We start from the raw sequence: 19,723 nt of genomic DNA, 5'->3' as shown, positions 1-19,723 counted from the left end.
TCAACACATTGACCAACCGGTGTGGCGGCCGAGCAGGAACCCGGTCGCCGTGATCGACCCGCCTTCCGGTCAGCTCGCCAGCGCTGCCGATGTCCTCAGCTCGCGTACAGCCACCACGTCCATCCGCGCGGGCGAGCCGAGCACCGACGCCCCGCAGCTTTCGGGACGGGGCGGCAGGGACGCGGTCTGGGCCACGAGGACGCGCCAGTGGCGGCCGTCGGTGTGCGCCACGGTCACCTCCCAGTGCGGGGCCGCGCCGTCCACGCGGGCGACGGTCAGGGCCTGGGCCGCGTACTCGCCCACTGCCGTGCGGACGGCCAGCTCGGCCGCCTGGCCGGGGCGCTCCCAGGCGGAGTTGCCGCGGCACCCCTCGACCACGATCCGGCCCTCCTGGACGCTGTGGAGGACTTCCTTGACCGCATGGGCCTCGGCGCGTCCGTAGGCGTAGCCGTACGGCAGGACGAGCAAGGTGGGGGAGAACCGGTGACCACCCAGATGGGTGACCTCCCAGGCGCCCTCGACGCCGGAGGCGGCCAGTTCCGCGGCGAGCGGGCGGCCGAGGAGCGCGCAGCAGCGGTCCCGCTTGCCGTTGGTGCAGACGAGCGCGAGCGGATCACCGGTGTGGGGACCTCCGCCGAGCGCCGCGCCGAAGCCGCTGGGGTCGCCGCTGCCGAGTGCGGCGAGGTCCAGGCCGAGCAGGTCCCGCGGGTCGCGGGTCGTCGCACTGTGCAGCCACACGTTGCCGGGCACGGTGTGGGCGGCGTACACCTGCCGGGTGGTGGGTGTTCGGCTGTCGGCGTGCCGACCGGGGCGGCGGATGAGCGCGATGCGCACGCCCGTGTCCTTCGCCGCGGCCTCAAGGGCGCGGCCCAGTGCGGGGTCGAGGTGGCTCGAAGTGAGCGCCTTGGCGCCCCAGGGACCGGGCTGCTCCAGCAGCAGCCAGGTCCGCGCGGTGGCCGCGGTTCCGGAAACGGGCTCGTCGAGGTCGTGCGAGACCGTTGAGCAGGTACTCACAGAGGTAAGCCTAACCTGACTCGGCGCCCGGCGACTTCCGGCCGCCTCCCTGTCAGGGCTCCGGCAGCGGCTGCGGTGGTTTCGGGCCCACATAAGTGCCGCTCGGGCGCATGCGCAGCGGGCGTTCCCCGTACTCCTCCAGCGCATGGGCGATCCAGCCCGCCGTACGGGCGACGGCGAAGATCGTCTCGCCCGCCGTGGACGGCATCCCGGAGGAGACGGTGAGTACGGCGAGGGCCAGGTCCACGTTGGCCTGCAAGGGAGTGTGGCGGGCGGTGGTGGCCACGATGTCGCGGGCCGCGAGGAGGGCGGGCTCGGCGCGCGGGATCTCCTCCAGGAGGGTGAACAGGGCACGCGCGCGTGGGTCCTCGCCCGGGTAGAGCCGGTGGCCGAGGCCCGGGATGCGGCGGCCGGCCCTCAGCTCCTCCGCGATCACGGGGGCCGCGTCACCACGGTCGAGCACGTCGAGCAGCAACCGGTGCGCGAGCCCGCTGGCCGCGCCGTGCAAGGGGCCCTCCAGGACACCGAGTCCGGCGGAGACGGCCGCGTACGCGTGCGCGCGTGCCGATGCGGCGACGCGTACCGCGAGGGTCGAGGCGGCGAGGTCGTGGTCGACGAGAAGGCCGAGCGCGGTGTCCAGGGCGCGCAAGGACGCCTCGTCGGGCTTGCGTCCGCTCAGTCGCGTCCACAGTCGGGGGGCCAGTCGGCCGTCGTCCCGACGGCGGTCGTGGAGAACAGGCGGCAGGGCGGCGACAAGGGTGGGGATGAGGGTCCGTGCGGTGCCGAGCACTGCGTCCTCCGACAAGTCGAAACGCAGCGGGTCGGCCGCCGCGGCGGCGATCGCGGCGACGCGCAACCGGTCGGTGGGGCCGGTGTGTTCGGGCAGTGCGTCCACCGCGTGGCGGGCCGTGTCGACCGTGGCGTCGGGGGCGGTGAAGGTGATGCCGGGCTGCATTCGTCCGGTCCAGAGCCACTCCGCGATCTCTTCGTAGGAGTGGCGCGCGGCGAGTTCGGTCGCGTCGACGCCCCGGAAGTAGTAGCGGTCCCGGTCGATGAACGTGATGCGGGTCCGTACGGACAGTTCGCCGCCGGAGCCCGGACTCCCGCCGCTCTCCCGGCGGTTGCGCCGGGCGAGGGTCTCCACCTCCTTGGCGTCGAAGGTGCTGCCCCGGCCGCCAGGGACGCGCCGGCTGCTGAGCTGGCCGCGGCTCACGTAGGCGTAGACCGTCTCGGGCTTCACGCCCAGCAGTTCGGCGGCTTCCTTGGTGCTGAGGCGGTGGTCGGCGGGACCGGGGAGCGGGTCTTGATCGCGCATAAGAGGTCACCGTATCCGCAGCGGGGTGGGTTGATCAGACTGTATTGATTCAATCAATATTGACAGCCACTGAGTCAACCATGGACAGTCGAATCAAGTCCAGGGAGGAATCATGTCGGTCAGCAGGTCCACCACCCCACTCGTCGAAGTACCACGAGGACTCGCCGGAGTCGTCGTCACCGACACCGAGGTCGGGGATGTCCGGGGGCGCGAGGGGTTCTATCACTATCGCCAGTACTCGGCCGTCGAGCTCGCGCAGACCCGTGGCTTCGAGGACGTCTGGCATCTCCTGGTCCACGGTGAACTGCCGGACGCCGGACAGGCCCTGGCCTTCCGCGCCGAGACCGCCGCGCTGCGGCGACTGCCGGACGGGGTGCGGGCTGCGCTGCCCGCGCTAGCCGCGGCGAGTGGCCGGTCGGGTCCTCTCGCCGGAATGCGTACGGCGTTGTCGCTGCTCGGTGCGGCGAAGGGGTTCCGGCCGGTGTACGACATCGGCCCGGACGAGCGGCGAAGGGACACACTCGTCGCGGCCGCGGCGGTGCCGACGCTGCTCACCGCGCTGCACCGGCTGGGACAGGGGCTCGAACCGGTGGAGCCGCGTGAGGATCTCTCGTACGCGGCGAACTACCTCTACATGTTGACGGGTTCGGAGCCGGAGCCGCAGCGGGCCCGGGCGGTGGAGCAGTACTTGATCTCAACCATTGATCACGGATTCAATGCATCAACCTTCACGGCGCGGGTCATCGCGTCGACGGGGGCGGATGTGGTGGCGTGTCTCGTGGGGGCCGTAGGGGCCTTGTCCGGGCCGCTGCACGGGGGAGCGCCGAGCCGGGCGCTGGACACCCTGGACGCGATCGGCACGCCCGACCGTATCGACCTCTGGATCCGTCAACGCGTGCTCGCCGGTGAGCGGATCATGGGCTTCGGCCATGCGATCTACCGCACGGAGGACCCGCGGTCCCGGATGCTCCGGGAGGTCGCCCAGCGGTTCGGCGGGCCCCGAGTGGACTTCGCCGTCGAGGTGGAACGCCACGTCGAGGCGATCCTGGCCGAGCTGAAGCCGGGGCGGGAACTGCACACCAACGTCGAGTTCTATGCGGGCGTGGTCATGGAGCTGTGCGGGCTGCCTCGCGAGATGTTCACGCCTACGTTCGCGGCGGCGCGGGTGGTGGGGTGGAGCGCGAACGTCCTGGAGCAGGCGGCGGACTCGAAGATCATTCGGCCGGTGGCGCGGTATGTGGGGGCGAAGGCGCCGGTGGCGGTGCCGGTGCCGGCCCAGAGGTGAATGAGGCCCGGTGCCGTTCTGGCGCCGGGCTCACGAAGGATGGCTGAGCAATGGTGTGGGTGTCTGTTGCTCGAACAGCCGAGCCGCTCCCTGGTCGGGTGCGGTCGGGGGACGGTGCGGGGAACGAAGCGGGGTGGGATCGTTGCCCGGGGATGCGTCAGGCGTCCGGAATGTCGTCCTTGGCGCGAACCAGGGTCTCCCGGCTCACGATGACGATCCGCTCGTAGTCGGCGCGGGAGGCGTCGGCAGGAAGCAGAGTGTCGAACTCTGCGGTGGCTTCGGTTCCGATGACCGCGAAGTTGCCGTCGCTGAGCTCGAAGATGTCCGGGCAGGACTCGCCGGACATACTGCCGCGCTCACGTGGGGAGGCGCCGATACGGCGCACGATTTTCAAGGGGATCCGATCCTCAGGCCTCGGTGGTTGCTCAGATGTTTCGGTGTTACTGAGGTGATTCAAGAGGTCGGACCTTACCCGAAACGGTACCACTCGGTCGGCCGCAGGTGTCGGCCAACTGGCCGCATGGATCGGGCTGTTGGCCGCTGTTCAGGCCTCAGCATGCGGCAGGAGGTTCACCCTGGAAGTTGACCCTGAAAGTTCACCCCGGAGGTTCACCCACCACCCACCACTCGTCTGTGTCGCTCTCATCCAGATCGCGAATCAGGGAGTCCACCATCCTGCCGACACGCCCCTCCTCCGTGTCGTCCCGGAGGCTCGCGCGGTGGGGGCGTGTGGCCTCCCAGTACGCGCGAAAGACGGTGTTGCGGACCAGGATGCGAAGGTGCCCACGCAACTCGTCCAAATCGGCAACCCCGATGCGGTAGCCGAAGACGGCGTTGACATAGAGGGCGTTGGCGAAGAGAAACTGCCGCCGCTCCGCAGCGGACGCTGTCTCGATCGTGCTCATCACGGCCGCCAGCTGGGGATCGTCTATGGCCTTGTCGAGCAGGCGTAACTGGAGGCGCTGGTAGTCCGTCAGTCGGGCGCGCTGGATCTCCAGCCGCTGTACACGCGCGGCGTAAACCCCCTGCCAGTGCTGGTACGCGGCGGCAATGGTGAGAGCCCCCGCAGCGAAAGCAGCCCCTGCCGCTGCGGCAGAGCCAAGCCCTCGTATCCCAGACTTCTTTGTGGCCATGTCAATCCCCGATTCAAACGGCCGTCCGCCGGTCGTCGGGGTGCGGGTCGACTGATGGGGACCGGCGAGCGGTGGGCGGCGCTTGCCGTCTCCCAGGGTGCCGAGCGGCTCTGATCGGCGGGGGAGGCGGAGAGGAGGCGCACGGAGGGAAGTGAGGGTCGCACGAACCAGCGCCTTGCCCAACGTCTGCCCCGCAAGTGCTGCTAACAATCGTTCACTTCGCGGTGATTATTCCGGCTCGTATCCTGGTCCGGCACAGAAACCTCGTACGTGCGCCGGGACCGCGATCCGGTGCACGCAGCAGCGCGAAAGAGGTCGTACGTTGAGTCAGCCGAGCGGGAGCCCCCGGCAGATCCCGGTCGTCGTGCTCGCCGGATTCCTGGGTTCCGGCAAGACCACGCTCCTCAATCACCTCCTCCACCGCAGCGGAGGCAGCCGTATCGGAGCCGTCGTCAACGACTTCGGTGCCATCGAGATCGACGCGATGGCCGTCGCCGGCGCGCTCGGCGACTCGACCGTCTCCCTCGGGAACGGCTGCCTGTGCTGCGCCGTCGACGTCGGCGAGCTCGACCAGTACCTCTCCCGGCTCGCCCACCCCGACACCGGCATCGACGTCATCGTCATCGAGGCCAGCGGGCTCGCCGAGCCGCAGGAACTCGTCCGCATGGTGCTCGCCAGCGAGCAGCCCCATGTCGTCTACGGCGGTCTCGTCGAGGTCGTCGACGCCGCCGAGTTCGACGACACCCGCGCCAGGCATCCCGAGCTCGACCGGCATCTCGGCCTCGCCGACCTCGTCGTGGTCAACAAGCTCGACCGGGCGGCTCCCCAGGACGCCGAGCGCGTTCTGGCGGTCGTCCGGTCGCTCGTCGACCGCGCCGCCGTGGTCCCGGCCACCTACGGCCGCATCGACCCCGAGTTCCTCTTCGACTGCCGGCCCGGCGAGGAGCGCATCGGACAGCTCTCCTTCGACGACCTCCACGACCACACCGACGAGCACGGCCACGAGGACCACCTGCACTCCGGCTACGACAGCGTGGCGTTCCGTTCCGACGTGCCCATGGACCCCCGTCGGTTGATGGCCTTCCTCGACAGCAGGCCGGAGGGGCTGTACCGGATCAAGGGGTACGTCGACTTCGGGCCGTACGACGCCCGCAACCGTTACGCCGTCCACGCCGTCGGCAGCTTCCTGCGGTTCTACCCGGAGCCCTGGGACGCCGGGGACGACCGGCTCACCCAGCTCGTCCTCATCGGCTCCGGTATCGACACCCAGGCGCTCGGCAAGGAACTGGAGGCGTGCAGGGCGGACACGACAGACGCCCCGCACACCGCCGACGAGGCCGGTATGTGGGGCGTCCTGCGCTACGTCCAGGGCACCGAGGAGGACCCGGAGGAACCGGCCTAGACCGGCCCCGCCACCACCGACACCGTCTTAGCCAGCGACACGCCCGAGCCGTCGCGGCGCGGGTCGATCTCCGGGAGGTCGGCCGGTGTGCCGTTCTTCTGCGCCGCGCGGGCCGGGACGGCGCCCGCCCAGGCCAGGGACAGGCAGTCCTCGCCCTTGAGGAACCGCTGGCAGCGGACACCGCCCGTGGCGCGGCCCTTGCGCGGGTACTGGTCGAACGGGGTCAGCTTGGCCGTCGTCTGGACCGAGTCGTCGAGCGTGCCGCGCGAGCCCGCGACCGTGAAGACGACCGCGTCGGCTGCCGGATCCACCGCCGTGAAGGAGATGACCTTCGCGCCCTCGGTGAGCTTGATGCCCGTCATACCGCCCGCCGGACGACCCTGCGGACGGACCTGCGAGGCCTGGTAGCGCAGGAGCTGGGCGTCATCGGTGATGAAGACCAGGTCCTCGTCGCCGGTGCGCAGTTCCACCGCGCCGACGATCCGGTCGCCCTCCTTGAGGGTGATGACCTCCAACTCGTCCTTGTTGGACGGGTAGTCGGGGACCACGCGCTTGACGACGCCCTGTTCGGTGCCGAGCGCCAGACCGGGCGAGGACTCGTCCAGGGTGGTGAGGCAGATCAGCGTCTCGCCGTCCTCCAGGGAGAGGAACTCCGACAGCGGGGCGCCGCCCGCGAGGTTCGCGGCCGACTCCGGGAGCTGCGGCAGGTCGATGACGTTCAGGCGGAGAAGACGGCCGGACGACGTCACCGCGCCGATCTCGCCCCGCGCGGTGGCCGGTACCGCCGAGACGATCACGTCGTGCTTGGCGCGCTTTCCGCCGGCCTCCTCCGGGAACGGCTCACCGTTCGCCGTACGGGCCAGCAGACCCGTCGAGGACAGCAGCACCCGGCACGGGTCGTCGGCCACCTGCAGCGGTACGGCGGCCACGGGGGCCGTCGCGCCGGCCTCCAGCAGGACCGTGCGCCGCTCGGTGCCGTACTTCTTGGCGACCGCGGCCAGTTCGGCGGAGACCAGCTTGCGCAGCTCGGCGTCCGACTCCAGGATCCGGGTCAGCTCCGCGATCTCCGCGTTGAGCCGGTCCTGCTCGGACTCCAGCTCGATGCGGTCGAACCTGGTCAGGCGACGCAGGGGCGTGTCCAGGATGTACTGCGTCTGGATCTCGCTCAGCGAGAAGCGCTCGATCAGGCGCTCCTTCGCCTGCGCGGAGTTGTCGCTGGAGCGGATGATCCGGATGACCTCGTCGATGTCGACCAGGGCGGTGAGCAGGCCCTCGACCAGGTGCAGCCGGTCGCGTCGCTTGGTGCGCCGGAACTCGCTGCGGCGGCGCACCACCTCGAAGCGGTGGTCGAGGTAGACCTCCAGAAGCTCCTTGAGGCCCAGCGTGAGCGGCTGTCCGTCCACCAGCGCCACGTTGTTGACGCCGAAGGACTCCTCCATCGGCGTCAGCTTGTAGAGCTGCTCCAGGACGGCCTCGGGTACGAAGCCGTTCTTGATCTCGATGACCAGGCGCAGGCCGTGCGCGCGGTCGGTGAGGTCCTTGACGTCGGCGATGCCCTGGAGCTTCTTCGCGTTGACCAGGTCCTTGATCTTGGCGATCACCTTCTCCGGGCCGACCGTGAAGGGCAGCTCGGTGACGACCAGGCCCTTGCGGCGGGCCGTCACCGTCTCCACCGAGACCGTCGCGCGGATCTTGAAGGTGCCGCGGCCCGTCTCGTAGGCGTCCCGGATGCCGGAGAGACCGACGATCCGGCCGCCGGTGGGCAGGTCGGGGCCCGGGATGTGCTTCATCAGGGCGTCCAGATCCGCGTTCGGGTAGCGGATCAGGTGCCGGGCGGCCGCGATGACCTCGGTGAGGTTGTGCGGCGCCATGTTGGTGGCCATGCCGACCGCGATGCCGGAGGCGCCGTTCACCAGGAGGTTCGGGAAGGCGGCGGGCAGCGCGCCCGGCTCCTGCTCCTGGCCGTCGTAGTTGGGCGCGAAGTCGACCGTGTCCTCGTCGATGGACTCCGTCATCAGGCTCGCGGCCTCGGCGGCGCGGCACTCGGTGTACCGCATGGCGGCCGGCGGGTCGTCGTTGCCCAGCGAGCCGAAGTTGCCGTGGCCGTCGACCAGCGGGACGCTCATCGAGAAGGGCTGGGCCATGCGCACCAGGGCGTCGTAGATCGACGCGTCGCCGTGCGGGTGCAACTTACCCATGACCTCGCCGACCACGCGGGCGCACTTCACATAGCCGCGGTCGGGGCGCAGGCCCATCTCGTTCATCTGGTAGACGATGCGTCGGTGCACCGGCTTGAGGCCGTCGCGGGCGTCGGGGAGCGCGCGGGAGTAGATGACCGAGTACGCGTACTCGAGGTACGAGCCCTTCATCTCGTCCACGACGTCGATGTCGAGGATCCGCTCCTCGTACGAGTCGTCGGGCGGCGGGGTCTTCGTGCTGCGGCGGGCCATCGCTGCCGGCTCCTCTTTTCTGGTCGCTCGCCTACGGGTCGCTCACTTCGGCCCTTTGGCTCACTCTTGCTGAAGCGTGAACGGGATCTGACGCGGACCATTGTGGACCGCGGCACTGACAGTCCGGGCCGGGGCCCGGCCGGGCCGCCCGGGCCGGCGACCGCACAGCGCCTCCCTCACGGTTGCCCGCAGGCTACGCGATCCGCTGTGGGCGTACGTGCTCCGGGAACTTCGCCGAGGGTCCGCACGCTTGCATACAGTGGCAGGACCGGCAGGAAAAGCGCGGTTTTGACGACCGCGACCGCGATCGAAGGGACGTACATGCCCATGGGTCACACGGCCACAGACCAGGCAGGCACCGGGGGCCTGACAGCGACCGAGCACCGCCTGGCCAACGGGCTGCGCGTGGTGCTCTCCGAGGACCACCTGACCCCGGTCGCGGCGGTGTGCCTCTGGTACGACGTCGGCTCGCGCCACGAGGTCAAGGGGCGTACCGGCCTGGCTCACCTTTTCGAGCACTTGATGTTCCAGGGCTCCGGACAGGTCAAGGGCAACGGGCACTTCGAGCTCGTCCAGGGCGCGGGCGGCTCGCTCAACGGCACCACCAGCTTCGAGCGCACCAACTACTTCGAGACCATGCCGACCCATCAGCTGGAGCTCGCCCTCTGGCTGGAGGCCGACCGCATGGGCTCGCTGCTGGCCGCCCTCGACGACGAGTCGATGGAGAACCAGCGCGACGTCGTCAAGAACGAGCGCAGGCAGCGCTACGACAACGTCCCCTACGGCACCGCGTTCGAGAAACTGACCGCGCTCGCCTACCCGGAGGGCCACCCCTACCACCACACCCCGATCGGTTCGATGGCCGACCTGGACGCGGCCACCCTGGAGGACGCGCGCGCGTTCTTCCGCACGTACTACGCGCCCAACAACGCCGTCCTGTCGGTCGTCGGTGACATCGACCCGGAGCAGACGCTCGCCTGGATCGAGAAGTACTTCGGCTCCATCCCCTCGCACGACGGCAAGCCCGCGCCCCGCGACGGCTCCCTGCCCGAGATCATCGGCGAGCAGCTGCGCGAGGTCGTCGAGGAGGAGGTCCCCGCGCGCGCGTTGATGGCCGCCTACCGGCTGCCGCACGACGGCAGCCGCGAGGCGGACGCGGCCGACCTGGCCCTCACCGTCCTCGGCGGCGGTGAGTCCTCCCGCCTCTACAACCGGCTCGTACGGCGCGACCGTACCGCCGTCGCGGCCGGCTTCGGCCTGCTGCGCCTGGCCGGTGCGCCCTCCCTGGGCTGGCTCGACGTGAAGACCTCAGGGGACGTCGAGGTGCCGGTCATCGAGGCCGCCATCGACGAGGAGCTCGCGCGGTTCGCCGAGGAGGGCCCCACGGCCGAGGAGATGGAGCGCGCCCAGGCTCAGTTGGAGCGCGAGTGGCTGGACCGGCTCGGCACCGTCGCCGGCCGCGCCGACGAACTGTGCCGGTACGCCGTCCTGTTCGGCGACCCCCAGCTCGCCCTGACCGCCGTACAGCGCGTCCTGGAGGTGAGCGCCGAGGAGGTCCAGGAGGTCGCCAAGGCCAAACTGCGCCCCGACAACCGCGCGGTGCTCGTCTACGAGCCCACCGCCCCGGCCGAGATCGCCGACAGCGCCGAGGAGGCCGCCGAGGACCCGCAGGCCGCGGCGACCGTAGAAGCCAGCGACGAGAACGAGGAGGCGGCCAAGTGACCGAGCTCGCCACGATGGAATTCCACCCGCAGCCGCAGGCGGGCGAGCCCAAGGTCTGGGCCTTCCCCGCCCCCGAGCGCGGGACGCTCGACAACGGCCTCACCCTCCTGCGCTGCCACCGCCCCGGCCAGCAGGTCGTCGCCGTCGAGGTGCTCCTGGACGCGCCGTTGGACGCCGAGCCGGCCGGCCTGGACGGTGTCGCCACGATCATGGCGCGCGCGTTCTCCGAGGGCACCGACAAGCACTCCGCCGAGGACTTCGCCGCCGAGCTGGAGCGCTGCGGCGCCACCCTGGACGCGCACGCCGACCACCCGGGCGTCCGTCTGAGCCTCGAAGTGCCCGCCTCCCGCCTGGCCAAGGCGCTCGGTCTGCTGGCCGACGCGCTCAGGGCGCCCGCGTTCGCGGACAGCGAGGTGGAGCGGCTCGTCCGCAACCGCCTCGACGAGATCCCGCACGAGCTGGCCAACCCGTCCCGCCGCGCGGCCAAGGAGCTCTCCAGGGAACTCTTCCCGGCGGACTCGCGCATGTCGCGCCCGCGCCAGGGGACCGAGGAGACCGTCGAGAACATCGACTCCGCGGCCGTGCGCGCCTTCTACGAGAAGCACGTGCGGCCCGCCACCGCGACCGCCGTGGTCGTCGGTGACCTCACCGGCATCGACCTGGACGCGCTGCTCGCCGACACCCTCGGCTCCTGGACCGGCTCCACGGGCGAGCCGCGCCCCGTGCCGCCGGTGACCGCCGACGACACCGGCCGGGTCGTCATCGTGGACCGCCCCGGCGCCGTCCAGACGCAGCTGCTGATCGGCCGTATCGGAGCGGACCGGCACGCACGCGTGTGGCCCGCGCAGGTGCTCGGCACGTACTGCCTCGGCGGCACCCTCACCTCCCGCCTGGACCGCGTCCTGCGCGAGGAGAAGGGCTACACCTACGGCGTACGGTCGTTCGGCCAGGTCCTCAGGTCCGCCCCGGACGGCTCGGGCGCCGCGATGCTCGCCATCAGCGGCTCGGTCGACACCCCGAACACCGGTCCCGCCCTGGACGACCTGTGGAAGGTGCTGCGCACGCTCGCCGAGAGCGGTCTCACCGACGCGGAGCGCGATGTCGCCGTACAGAACCTCGTCGGTGTGGCACCGCTCAAGTACGAGACGGCCGCGGCCGTCGCGAGCACGCTGGCCGACCAGGTCGAGCAGCACCTGCCCGACGACTACCAGGCGACGCTTTACCAGCAGCTCGCCGCGACCGGCACCGTCGAGGCCACCGCCGCCGTCGTGAACGCCTTCCCGGTGGACCGGCTGGTGACGATCCTGGTCGGCGACGCGGCCGCCATCAAGGAGCCCGTCGAAGCCCTCGGCATCGGCGAAGTCAAGGTCGTGACGGCCGAGTAGAGGCAACCAGGCCTCGAAGGGGCCCTGGTGACGCGAGCGTCACCAGGGCCCCTTCGACACCCAACTCACTTAGATGTCCGAATTGGGCAGGAGGTTGCCTGTCTGCCCTGTGGGATGCGCTACAAACACCCTGATCGGTTTGGGGATTGAAAGCAGGCCCGCTTAGCGTCCTCTGGGCTGTCCGTCAGGCACTGCGCCGCGCCCGCGGCACCGGACAGTCATCGCCGAGTCCCCGTAGGCGCGAGCCAGGGGAGCCGGGGACCCACCGTCCCTGGGGTGAATCGGACGCCCGCGCACCGCGAGGGGGTCCGTAGGAGACCTTCCTGCTCCGAACCCGTCAGCTAACCCGGTAGGCGAGAAGGAAGGAAAGGATCAGCCACCACATGGCGTTCACCTGCGCCACCGGGAAGCACCGTCGTCCCAGCCGCATGAAGCGCACGACCGCCCGCGCCGCAGGCGTCGCGGCCCTTGCCACCACCGGCGTCATCGGCGTCGTCGCCGCCCCCGCGCTCGCCGCCGACAACTCCGTCGAGCAGACCGGTCTCATGCCCGTCGTCACCGTCGGCGACTCCCTCGCGGACCAGCTCGGCGCCCAGGCCGAGGCCCAGGCCCAGGCCGCCGCACAGAAGAAGGCGGCGGCGGAGGCCAAGCGGAAGGCCGAGGCGCGTGCCAAGGAGATACGCGAGGCCAAGGAGCGCGCCGCCCGTGAGGCCGAGCGCAAGCGTCTCAACGCCTTCGTCGCCCCGATCTCCGGCTCCTACGTCTCCACCGGCTACAAGACCGGCGGCTCGCTGTGGTCCTCCGGCAGCCACACCGGTGTCGACTTCCACGCCGCCAGCGGCACCTCCGTGCACGCGGTCGGCCGCGGCACCGTCGTGGAGACGGGCTGGGGCGGGTCGTACGGGAACCAGATCGTGATCAGGATGGCCGACGGCACGTACACCCAGTACGGCCACCTGTCGTCCATCGGCGTCTCGGTCGGCCAGTCGGTCACCCCCGGCCAGCAGATCGGCCTCTCCGGCGCGACCGGCAACGTCACCGGACCGCACCTGCACTTCGAGGCGCGCACCAGCCCGGAGTACGGCTCGGACATCGACCCCGTCTCCTACCTGCGGTCGCACGGCGTGAACGTCTGACGACCCGTCGCGCACACTCCGCGAGACCCCGGCTCCCCGAGCCGGGGTTTCGTCGTTTCCAGCGCCCCGTTGTCCAAAAAATATCCCTGGATTCCGGTCCGCCGTCGGAAATTCCCGCTCATTGCAATAGAGTCACTGAACACACGTCAATCGGCGACGTTTCACGGGGATTAAGACGGAGGTCGGACATGCGTATTCCGGCGCACTCGGTATGCACGGCGATCCGGGACGACATCGTCGCCGGTGTCCACGAGCGCGGGAGCCGGCTCACCGAGGAACTGCTCGCCCGTCGCTACGGCGTCTCCCGCGTCCCCGTCCGCGAGGCCCTGCGCACCCTGGAGGCCGAGGGCTTCGTGGTGACGCGGCGGCACGCGGGCGCGTGCGTGGCGGAACCGACCGAGCAGGAGGGCGCCGACCTCCTGGAGATGCGCATGCTCCTCGAACCGCTCGGCGCCACCCGGGCCGCCCAGCGGCGCACCGAGGCCCACCTGAAGGTGCTGCGCGGCCTGGTCAGGCTGGGCCAGGAGCGGGCCAGGCGGGGCAACAGCGACGATCTGCGCTCCCTGGGGGGCTGGTTCCACGAGACGCTCGCGCAGGCCTCCGGCAGCCCCGCGCTGACCTCGATGCTGACCCAGCTGCGGCACAAGATCGCCTGGATGTACGTCGTGGACGCACCCGCCAACCCGGTGGAGTCCTGGGCGGAGCACGGCGCCATCGTGGACGCGGTGGCACGCGGGGACGCCGAGCGAGCGCGGGCGATCACGGCACTGCACACCGAGCGCTCGGGTGTGGTGCACCGGCTGCGGTTCACCTCCGGGCCGGAGCGCGCGGACCGTGTGAGGACCTCGCAACATCCTGTAAACGTGACGGGTGTGCGGCATTAACACGGGCGCCGTATACAAAGAAGAGTAATTCGCGGGGGAGTATTTCTGCTGCCCGCAAAAGGGAAAGCGAAGGGCCCGCCCGATAATTCGGACGAGCCCCTCGGTGCTTTTCGGGAGACCCGAAATCAGACGGTCTCGGGAAGCTCCTCGAGTCCCTCGGCGACCAGCTTCGCGAGCCGGTCGAGGGCCGCGTCCGCGCCCTCGGCGTCGGAGGCGAGGACGATCTCCTCGCCGCCCTGGGCGCCCAGGCCGAGAACGGCCAGCATGGAGGCCGCGTTGACGGGGTTGCCGTCGGCCTTGGCGATCGTCACCGGGATACCTGCGGCCGTGGCGGCCCGGACGAAGATGGAAGCGGGGCGGGCGTGGAGGCCCTCGGCCCAGCCGACGTTGACGCGGCGCTCAGCCATGTGATGCTGCCCTTCGGTTCTCAAGGTTGTCTAGACCAGTTTCCCACACGTGAAGTGTCTCCGGAGAGGACCCGAAGTCCCTCCGGGGCGATCGTCGGACCGCGGCCTCGGTCCGACGTCCGTCCTCGCGCGTTCTCCACAGACTGCCTCGCGCCGTTGTCGTACGCGAGCCGTACGCTGGGGCCCATGCAGAGCGCGTCGGACCGGCACGAGTACCCCGCCCACTGGGAAGCCGACGTGGTGCTGCGCGACGGCGGCACCGCACGCATCCGGCCCATCACCGTCGACGACGCCGATCGCCTGGTCAGCTTCTACGAGCAGGTCTCGGACGAGTCGAAGTACTACCGCTTCTTCGCGCCCTACCCGCGCCTGTCCGCCAAGGACGTCCACCGCTTCACGCACCACGACTTTGTGGACCGGGTGGGTCTCGCCGCCACGGTCGGCGGCGAGTTCATCGCCACCGTACGCTACGACCGCATCGGCGCCGACGGCATGGCCGCCTCGGCTCCCGCCGACGAGGCCGAGGTCGCCTTCCTCGTGCAGGACGCCCACCAGGGGCGCGGTGTGGCCTCCGCCCTCCTCGAACACATCGGGGCCGTCGCCCGTGAGCGCGGCATCCGGCGCTTCGCCGCCGAGGTGCTGCCCGCCAACGTCAAGATGATCAAGGTGTTCACCGATGCCGGGTACACCCAGAAGCGCAGCTTCGAGGACGGCGTCGTACGCCTGGAGTTCGACCTGGAGCCCACCGACCGCTCGCTCGCGGTGCAGTACGCGCGCGAACAGCGCGCCGAGTCGCGGTCCGTGCAGCGGCTGCTCACCCCCGGGTCCGTCGCCGTCGTAGGCGTCGGACGGGCTCCCGGCGGTGTGGGCCGCAGCGTGCTCGGCAACATCAGGGACTACGGCTTCACCGGTCGCCTGTACGCCGTGAACAAGGCGTTCCCCGAGGAGCAGAAGGACCTCGACGGCATCCCCGCACACCGCTCGGTGGGGGACATCGACGGCCCCGTCGACGTCGCGGTCCTCGCCGTACCGGCCGAGCACGTCCCCGAGGTCGTCGCCGAGTGCGGGGCACATGGCGTCCAGGGGCTCGTCGTGCTCTCCGCCGGGTACGCCGAGAGCGGCCCCGAAGGGCGCGAGCGCCAGCGCGAACTCGTGCGGCACGCACGCGCGTACGGCATGCGGATCATCGGCCCGAACGCCTTCGGGGTCATCAACACCAACCCGGACGTCCGCCTCAACGCCTCGCTGGCCCCCGAGACCCCCCGCCCCGGCCGGATCGGCCTGTTCGCCCAGTCGGGCGCGATCGGCGTCGCCCTGCTCTCCCGGCTGCACCGGCGCGGCGGCGGCGTCACCGGCGTGACCGGCGTCTCCACCTTCGTCTCCTCCGGCAACCGCGCCGACGTCTCCGGCAACGACGTCCTTCAGTACTGGTACGACGACCCGGACACCGACGTCGTCCTCATGTACCTGGAGTCCATCGGCAACCCCCGCAAGTTCACCCGCCTCGCCAGGCGTACGGCGGCGGCGAAGCCCCTGGTCGTGGTGCAGGGCTCGGGGACCACCCCGCAGGGCCACGCCGTCCGCGCCACGCGCCTGCCGCGCGCCACGGTGTCCGCGCTGCTCCGGCAGGCCGGCGTGATCCAGGTGGACACCATCACCGAACTCGTGGACACCGGCCTCCTGCTGGCCCGCCAGCCGCTGCCCGGCGGACCCAGGGTGGCGATCCTCGGCAACTCCGAGTCGCTCGGCCTGCTCACCTACGACGCGTGCGTGGCCGAGGGGCTGAGGCCGTCGACCCCGCTGGACCTCACCACCGCGGCCGTGCCCGAGGACTTCCACGCGGCTCTCGCGCGCGCGTTGGCCGACGACTCCTGCGACGCGGTGATCGTGACGGCCATCCCGGCGGTCGGCGAGGGGACCGCAGGCGACGCCGCCCTCGCCGAGGCGCTCAGGTCCGCGGCGGAACAGGTCCCCGGCAAGCCGGTCCTCGTGGTCCACGTCGAGCTCGGCGGCCTCGCGGAGGCCCTGTCGGCGGCGACCAGCACCGCGCCCCAGGCCGCCGCGGGCCCGCCGAGGATCCGTGCCGACCACCCGTTCCGCGCCCTGGACCGGCTGCGCGCCACGCAGGCCCCCGCGCAGCCGCCCGAGCCCGGGAACAGCGACCGCCTCATCCCCGCCTACCCCGCCGCCGAGCGCGCGGTGCGGGCCCTCGCCGACGCCGTGCAGTACGCGCAGTGGCGCAGGGAGGCCGCCGAGCCCGGCAAGGTGCCCGAGTCCATCGACGCGGACATCGACGAGAAGGGCGCCGCGGCCCTGATCGACGGCCTGCTCACGCGCGGGCAGGGACTCACCCTCGGCACCGAGGAGACCTGCGAGCTGCTCGCCACGTACGGCATCCAGGTCCACCGCGCCCTGCCCGCCGCCACCGCCGACGCCGCCGTCGAGGCCGCCGCCGCCCTCGGTTACCCGGTCGCCCTCAAGGCCACCGCCCCGCACCTGCGCCACCGCGCCGACCTCGGTGGCGTACGCCTTGATCTCGCGGACGAGGAGCAGCTGAGACGGGCGTACACCGAGCTGACCGAGCTGTTCGGCCCGCCCGACGAACTGCGGCCCGTCGTGCAGGGGATGGCCCCGCGCGGGGTCGACACCGTGATCCGTGCCGTCATCGACCCCGCCGCCGGCGCCGTGCTGTCCTTCGGACTGGCCGGGGCGGCCTCACAGCTGCTCGACGACACCGCGCACCGGCTGATTCCGGTCACCGACCGGGAGGCGGCGACCCTGGTCCGCTCGATCCGGACGGCTCCGCTCCTCTTCGGTTGGCGCGGTTCCACCCCGGTCGACACACCCGCGCTGGAGGAGCTCCTGCTGCGGGTGTCCCGGCTGGTCGACGACCATCCCGAGGTCGTAGCGGTCACCCTGGAGCCGGTCGTCGTCGCCCCGCGCGGCCTGAGCGTCCTCGGCGCCTCCGTACGGCTCGCGCCGCCGCCCGCCCGCGACGACCTCGGCCCGCGGACCCTTCCCGCGTACTGAGCGGCGGCGAGCGGTGCCTCGCAGTCAGCGCGCCACCGTAGGATGGACGGCATGGCCAAGACCAGTACGACGACCCAGGGGCTGCGTGCGGCGATCGAGCGCAGCGGCTACTACCCGGCCCTCGTGGCCGAGGCGGTGGAGGCCGCCGTGGGCGGCGAGCCCATCCGGTCGTACCTGGTCCACCAGGAGACGACGTTCGACCAGAACGAGGTGCGGCGGCACGTGACCGTGCTCGTCCTCACCGGCAACCGCTTCATCGTGAGCCACACCGACGAACAGGCCGCGGACACCACGTCCCCGACGCCGTACGCCACCACCTCCACGGAGTCCGTGAAGCTTGGCCGGATCTCGTCGGTCGTGGTCAGTCGGGTCGTCGCGAACCCGGAGCAGTACCAGCCGGGCACCCTGCCCCGCGAGGTCGTGCTGACCATCGGCTGGGGCGCCGTCTCCCGCATCGACCTGGAGCCCGCCGCCTGCGGCGACCCCAACTGCGAGGCGGACCACGGCTACACCGGCAGCTCCACGGCGGACGACCTCAGCCTGCGCGTCAGCGAGGCCGGGGACGGCCCGGACACCGTGCGCCAGGCGCTCGCCTTCGCCCAGGCCATCTCCGAGGCCACAGCGGACGTCACCCACTGATGGTGCAGCCCGTCTCCGCCTGGGACCACCCGGAACCCCTCGCCCTCGACACCGCGCCCGTCCCCGAGTACGGCAGCGGCTCCCTCGCCGACCTGCTGCCCACCCTGGCCGCCGGCATGGCCGTACCGGGCACCACCGCCGCGATCCACGAGCTCACCCCCGCCGACCGGAACTGCGTGTTCCTGATCGACGGCCTCGGCTGGGAGCAGCTGAAGGCGCACCCGGACGAGGCGCCGTTCATGACCTCCCTGCTGGCCAGCTCGCGCGGCGGCACCGGCCGCCCCCTGACCACCGGCTATCCGGCGACCACCGCGACCTCACTCGCCTCCGTCGGCACCGGCCGGCCGCCCGGCGCCCACGGCCTGCCGGGCTACACCGTGCGCAATCCGGCCACCGGCGAGCTGATGAACCAGCTGCGCTGGCAGCCGTGGACCAAGCCGCACGTCTGGCAGCCGTACCCCACCGTCTTCCAACTCGCCGACCGGGCCGGGGTGCACGCCGCCCAGGTCTCCTCGCCCACCTTCCAGAACACCCCGCTGACCAAGGTCGCGCTCAGCGGCGGGACGTTCCACGGGCGGCTGTCCGGCGAGGAGCGCATGGACCTCGCGGCCGAGCAACTCGCCGCAGCGGACCGCTCGTTGGTCTACACGTACTACGCCGAGGTCGACGGCGCGGGACACCGCTTCGGCGTCGACTCCGACACCTGGCGCTCCCAGTTGATGTACGTGGACCGCCTCGTCCAGCGCCTCGCCGAGCAACTGCCGCCGCACAGCGCGCTGTATGTCACCGCCGACCACGGAATGATCGACATCCCCTTCGACGAGCAGCACCGCATCGACTTCGACGAGGACTGGGAACTGCGCGCCGGGGTCGCCCTGCTCGGCGGCGAGGGCCGGGCCCGCCATGTCTACGCGGTACCCGGCGCCGCAGGCGATGTGCTGACCTGCTGGCGCGAGGTCCTCGGCGAGCAGTTCTGGGTCGCCTCCCGGGACGAGGCCATCGCGGCGGGCTGGTTCGGGCCGCCGGACCACTTCGACGAGCGGGTGTACGACCGGATCGGCGACGTGGTCGCCGCCGCCCGCGACGACGTGTTGCTCATCGCCTCCGAGCGGGAGCCGAAGGAGTCGGCGATGGTCGGCAACCACGGCTCGATGACCCCCGCCGAGCAGCTCGTCCCGCTGCTCGAAGTACGCTCCTGAAGCCGATCCGGCCCTTCCGCCGCAGAAACCGAAAGGTGCTCGACCACCCATGCCCGAGCTGGTGTTCTTCTCCGGAACCATGGACTGCGGGAAGTCCACGCTGGCTCTCCAGATCGAGCACAACCGTTCGGCGCGTGGCCTGACGGGCATCATCTTCACCCGGGACGACCGGGCCGGCGAGGGCAAGCTGTCCTCGCGGCTCGGTCTGGTCACGGACGCGGTCGAGGTCGAGGACGGCCAGGACCTGTACGCCTACCTCGTCGACCACCTCTCCCAGGGCGGCCGCGCGGACTACGTGATCGCGGACGAGGCGCAGTTCCTCGCGCCGGAGCAGATCGACCAACTCGCCCGCGTGGTCGACGACCTGGACCTCGACGTCTACGCCTTCGGTATCACCACCGACTTCCGCTCCAAGCTGTTCCCCGGCTCCCAGCGCCTGGTGGAGCTGGCCGACCGGGTCGAGGTCCTCCAGGTCGAGGCCCTGTGCTGGTGCGGCGCCCGGGCCACGCACAACGCCCGTACGGTGGGCGGTGAGATGGTCGTCGAGGGCGCCCAGGTGGTCGTCGGCGACGTCAACCAGGCCGACGACATCGGCTACGAGGTCCTGTGCCGCCGGCACCACCGCCGCCGTATGACCGCGGGCACCGCACGCGCGGCCGCGCTGTCCCCGGACGTCCTGCCGGTCCCGCCGGCCGGGGCGCGCTTCTGACCCGAGGCCGTCG

At 71.2% G+C, this 19,723-nt stretch carries 16 protein-coding genes and 1 riboswitch; of the genes, 10 read left to right on the top strand and 6 right to left on the bottom strand.

All coding sequences use genetic code 11. The annotated features are described in order from the left end of the window. Positions 1–69: 69 nt before the first annotated feature. Positions 70–1,014 (bottom strand): sucrase ferredoxin, encoded by a 945-nt coding sequence (locus tag D1369_RS10410; protein ID WP_007385194.1) that lies wholly within the window; start codon positions 1,012–1,014, stop codon positions 70–72. 52 nt (positions 1,015–1,066) lie between these two features. Further along, positions 1,067–2,329, bottom strand: coding sequence for a citrate synthase (locus tag D1369_RS10405; RefSeq protein ID WP_007385195.1), 1,263 nt, complete (start codon positions 2,327–2,329; stop codon positions 1,067–1,069). A 112-nt stretch (positions 2,330–2,441) separates the two neighbouring features. Between D1369_RS10405 and D1369_RS10400 the strand changes: the two genes are divergently transcribed. Further along, complete coding sequence (locus D1369_RS10400) at positions 2,442–3,614, top strand: citrate synthase/methylcitrate synthase (RefSeq protein ID WP_007385196.1); 1,173 nt, start codon at positions 2,442–2,444, stop codon at positions 3,612–3,614. 157 nt (positions 3,615–3,771) lie between these two features. On the opposite strand, the gene D1369_RS10395 is transcribed toward D1369_RS10400, so the two are convergent. After that, positions 3,772–4,008, bottom strand: a complete 237-nt coding sequence (locus D1369_RS10395) for a hypothetical protein (protein WP_007385197.1) — start codon at positions 4,006–4,008, stop codon at positions 3,772–3,774. A 202-nt stretch (positions 4,009–4,210) separates the two neighbouring features. Further along, entirely contained in the window at positions 4,211–4,747 is a 537-nt protein-coding gene (locus D1369_RS10390; protein ID WP_037901635.1) for a DUF6082 family protein, read from the bottom strand. Between the two features lie 322 nt (positions 4,748–5,069). Here D1369_RS10390 and D1369_RS10385 point away from each other — a divergent pair, with 322 nt between their 5' ends. Continuing rightward, positions 5,070–6,149, top strand: a complete 1,080-nt coding sequence (locus tag D1369_RS10385; RefSeq protein ID WP_007385199.1) for a GTP-binding protein — start codon at positions 5,070–5,072, stop codon at positions 6,147–6,149. Here D1369_RS10385 and D1369_RS10380 read toward each other — a convergent pair. After that, positions 6,146–8,599, bottom strand: a complete 2,454-nt coding sequence (locus D1369_RS10380) for a DNA topoisomerase IV subunit A (RefSeq protein ID WP_118082424.1) — start codon at positions 8,597–8,599, stop codon at positions 6,146–6,148. The genes D1369_RS10385 and D1369_RS10380 overlap by 4 nt on opposite strands. A 327-nt stretch (positions 8,600–8,926) precedes the next feature. On the opposite strand from D1369_RS10380, the gene D1369_RS10375 reads away from it, so the two are divergent. The 4 genes from D1369_RS10375 (at position 8,927) to D1369_RS10360 (ending at position 13,726) form a co-directional block, all read left to right on the top strand. Continuing rightward, positions 8,927–10,321 (top strand): pitrilysin family protein, encoded by a 1,395-nt coding sequence (locus D1369_RS10375; RefSeq protein ID WP_202478080.1) that lies wholly within the window; start codon positions 8,927–8,929, stop codon positions 10,319–10,321. Next, positions 10,318–11,706 carry a pitrilysin family protein gene (locus tag D1369_RS10370; protein WP_007385201.1) on the top strand — a complete coding sequence of 463 codons (1,389 nt, stop codon included), beginning with the start codon at positions 10,318–10,320 and terminating at the stop codon, positions 11,704–11,706. Before D1369_RS10375 ends, D1369_RS10370 begins: the two co-directional genes overlap by 4 nt. A 212-nt stretch (positions 11,707–11,918) precedes the next feature. Then, positions 11,919–12,076, top strand: a riboswitch (cyclic di-AMP (ydaO/yuaA leader). A 13-nt stretch (positions 12,077–12,089) separates the two neighbouring features. Next, positions 12,090–12,842 (top strand): M23 family metallopeptidase, encoded by a 753-nt coding sequence (locus tag D1369_RS10365; RefSeq protein WP_007385202.1) that lies wholly within the window; start codon positions 12,090–12,092, stop codon positions 12,840–12,842. A gap of 188 nt (positions 12,843–13,030) precedes the next feature. Beyond that, complete coding sequence (locus D1369_RS10360) at positions 13,031–13,726, top strand: GntR family transcriptional regulator (protein WP_007385203.1); 696 nt, start codon at positions 13,031–13,033, stop codon at positions 13,724–13,726. 125 nt (positions 13,727–13,851) lie between these two features. On the opposite strand, the gene D1369_RS10355 is transcribed toward D1369_RS10360, so the two are convergent. After that, the gene (locus tag D1369_RS10355) at positions 13,852–14,133 is read right to left on the bottom strand and encodes an HPr family phosphocarrier protein (RefSeq protein WP_007385204.1); all 282 of its coding nucleotides are present in this window, start codon (positions 14,131–14,133) and stop codon (positions 13,852–13,854) included. 186 nt (positions 14,134–14,319) lie between these two features. Here D1369_RS10355 and D1369_RS10345 point away from each other — a divergent pair, with 186 nt between their 5' ends. Genes D1369_RS10345 through D1369_RS10330 form a run of 4 tightly spaced genes read left to right on the top strand, consistent with a single transcriptional unit; the run spans position 14,320 to position 19,710 of the window. After that, complete coding sequence (locus tag D1369_RS10345) at positions 14,320–17,163, top strand: bifunctional GNAT family N-acetyltransferase/acetate--CoA ligase family protein (protein WP_118082423.1); 2,844 nt, start codon at positions 14,320–14,322, stop codon at positions 17,161–17,163. Positions 17,164–17,214: 51 nt separating this feature from the next. Beyond that, the gene (locus D1369_RS10340; RefSeq protein ID WP_118083130.1) at positions 17,215–17,802 is read left to right on the top strand and encodes a DUF5998 family protein; all 588 of its coding nucleotides are present in this window, start codon (positions 17,215–17,217) and stop codon (positions 17,800–17,802) included. Then, a complete protein-coding gene (locus D1369_RS10335; RefSeq protein ID WP_037903696.1) occupies positions 17,802–19,001 on the top strand; it encodes a nucleotide pyrophosphatase/phosphodiesterase family protein in 1,200 nt (399 codons plus the stop codon). The genes D1369_RS10340 and D1369_RS10335 overlap by 1 nt, the downstream gene beginning before the upstream one ends. A gap of 49 nt (positions 19,002–19,050) precedes the next feature. Then, entirely contained in the window at positions 19,051–19,710 is a 660-nt protein-coding gene (locus tag D1369_RS10330; protein ID WP_007385209.1) for a thymidine kinase, read from the top strand. Positions 19,711–19,723: the final 13 nt, after the last annotated feature.

This window comes from Streptomyces sp. CC0208 (assembly GCF_003443735.1).
GTDB lineage: Bacteria > Actinomycetota > Actinomycetes > Streptomycetales > Streptomycetaceae > Streptomyces > Streptomyces sviceus.
The sequence above is the reverse complement of the archived record's forward strand: the minus strand, read 5'-3'. Positions and strand labels throughout refer to the sequence as shown.

What these genes read in the sequence shown, in the direction of transcription:
- D1369_RS10360 (WP_007385203.1), top strand. Translation starts at nt 13,031, where the DNA reads ATGCGTATTCCGGCGCACTCGGTATGCACGGCGATCCGGGACGACATC.
- D1369_RS10335 (WP_037903696.1), top strand. Translation starts at nt 17,802, where the DNA reads ATGGTGCAGCCCGTCTCCGCCTGGGACCACCCGGAACCCCTCGCCCTC.
- D1369_RS10345 (WP_118082423.1), top strand. Translation starts at nt 14,320, where the DNA reads ATGCAGAGCGCGTCGGACCGGCACGAGTACCCCGCCCACTGGGAAGCC.
- D1369_RS10400 (WP_007385196.1), top strand. Translation starts at nt 2,442, where the DNA reads ATGTCGGTCAGCAGGTCCACCACCCCACTCGTCGAAGTACCACGAGGA.
- D1369_RS10340 (WP_118083130.1), top strand. Translation starts at nt 17,215, where the DNA reads ATGGCCAAGACCAGTACGACGACCCAGGGGCTGCGTGCGGCGATCGAG.
- D1369_RS10355 (WP_007385204.1), bottom strand. Translation starts at nt 14,133, where the DNA reads ATGGCTGAGCGCCGCGTCAACGTCGGCTGGGCCGAGGGCCTCCACGCC.
- D1369_RS10380 (WP_118082424.1), bottom strand. Translation starts at nt 8,599, where the DNA reads ATGGCCCGCCGCAGCACGAAGACCCCGCCGCCCGACGACTCGTACGAG.
- D1369_RS10375 (WP_202478080.1), top strand. Translation starts at nt 8,927, where the DNA reads ATGGGTCACACGGCCACAGACCAGGCAGGCACCGGGGGCCTGACAGCG.
- D1369_RS10405 (WP_007385195.1), bottom strand. Translation starts at nt 2,329, where the DNA reads ATGCGCGATCAAGACCCGCTCCCCGGTCCCGCCGACCACCGCCTCAGC.
- D1369_RS10365 (WP_007385202.1), top strand. Translation starts at nt 12,090, where the DNA reads ATGGCGTTCACCTGCGCCACCGGGAAGCACCGTCGTCCCAGCCGCATG.
- D1369_RS10390 (WP_037901635.1), bottom strand. Translation starts at nt 4,747, where the DNA reads ATGGCCACAAAGAAGTCTGGGATACGAGGGCTTGGCTCTGCCGCAGCG.
- D1369_RS10330 (WP_007385209.1), top strand. Translation starts at nt 19,051, where the DNA reads ATGCCCGAGCTGGTGTTCTTCTCCGGAACCATGGACTGCGGGAAGTCC.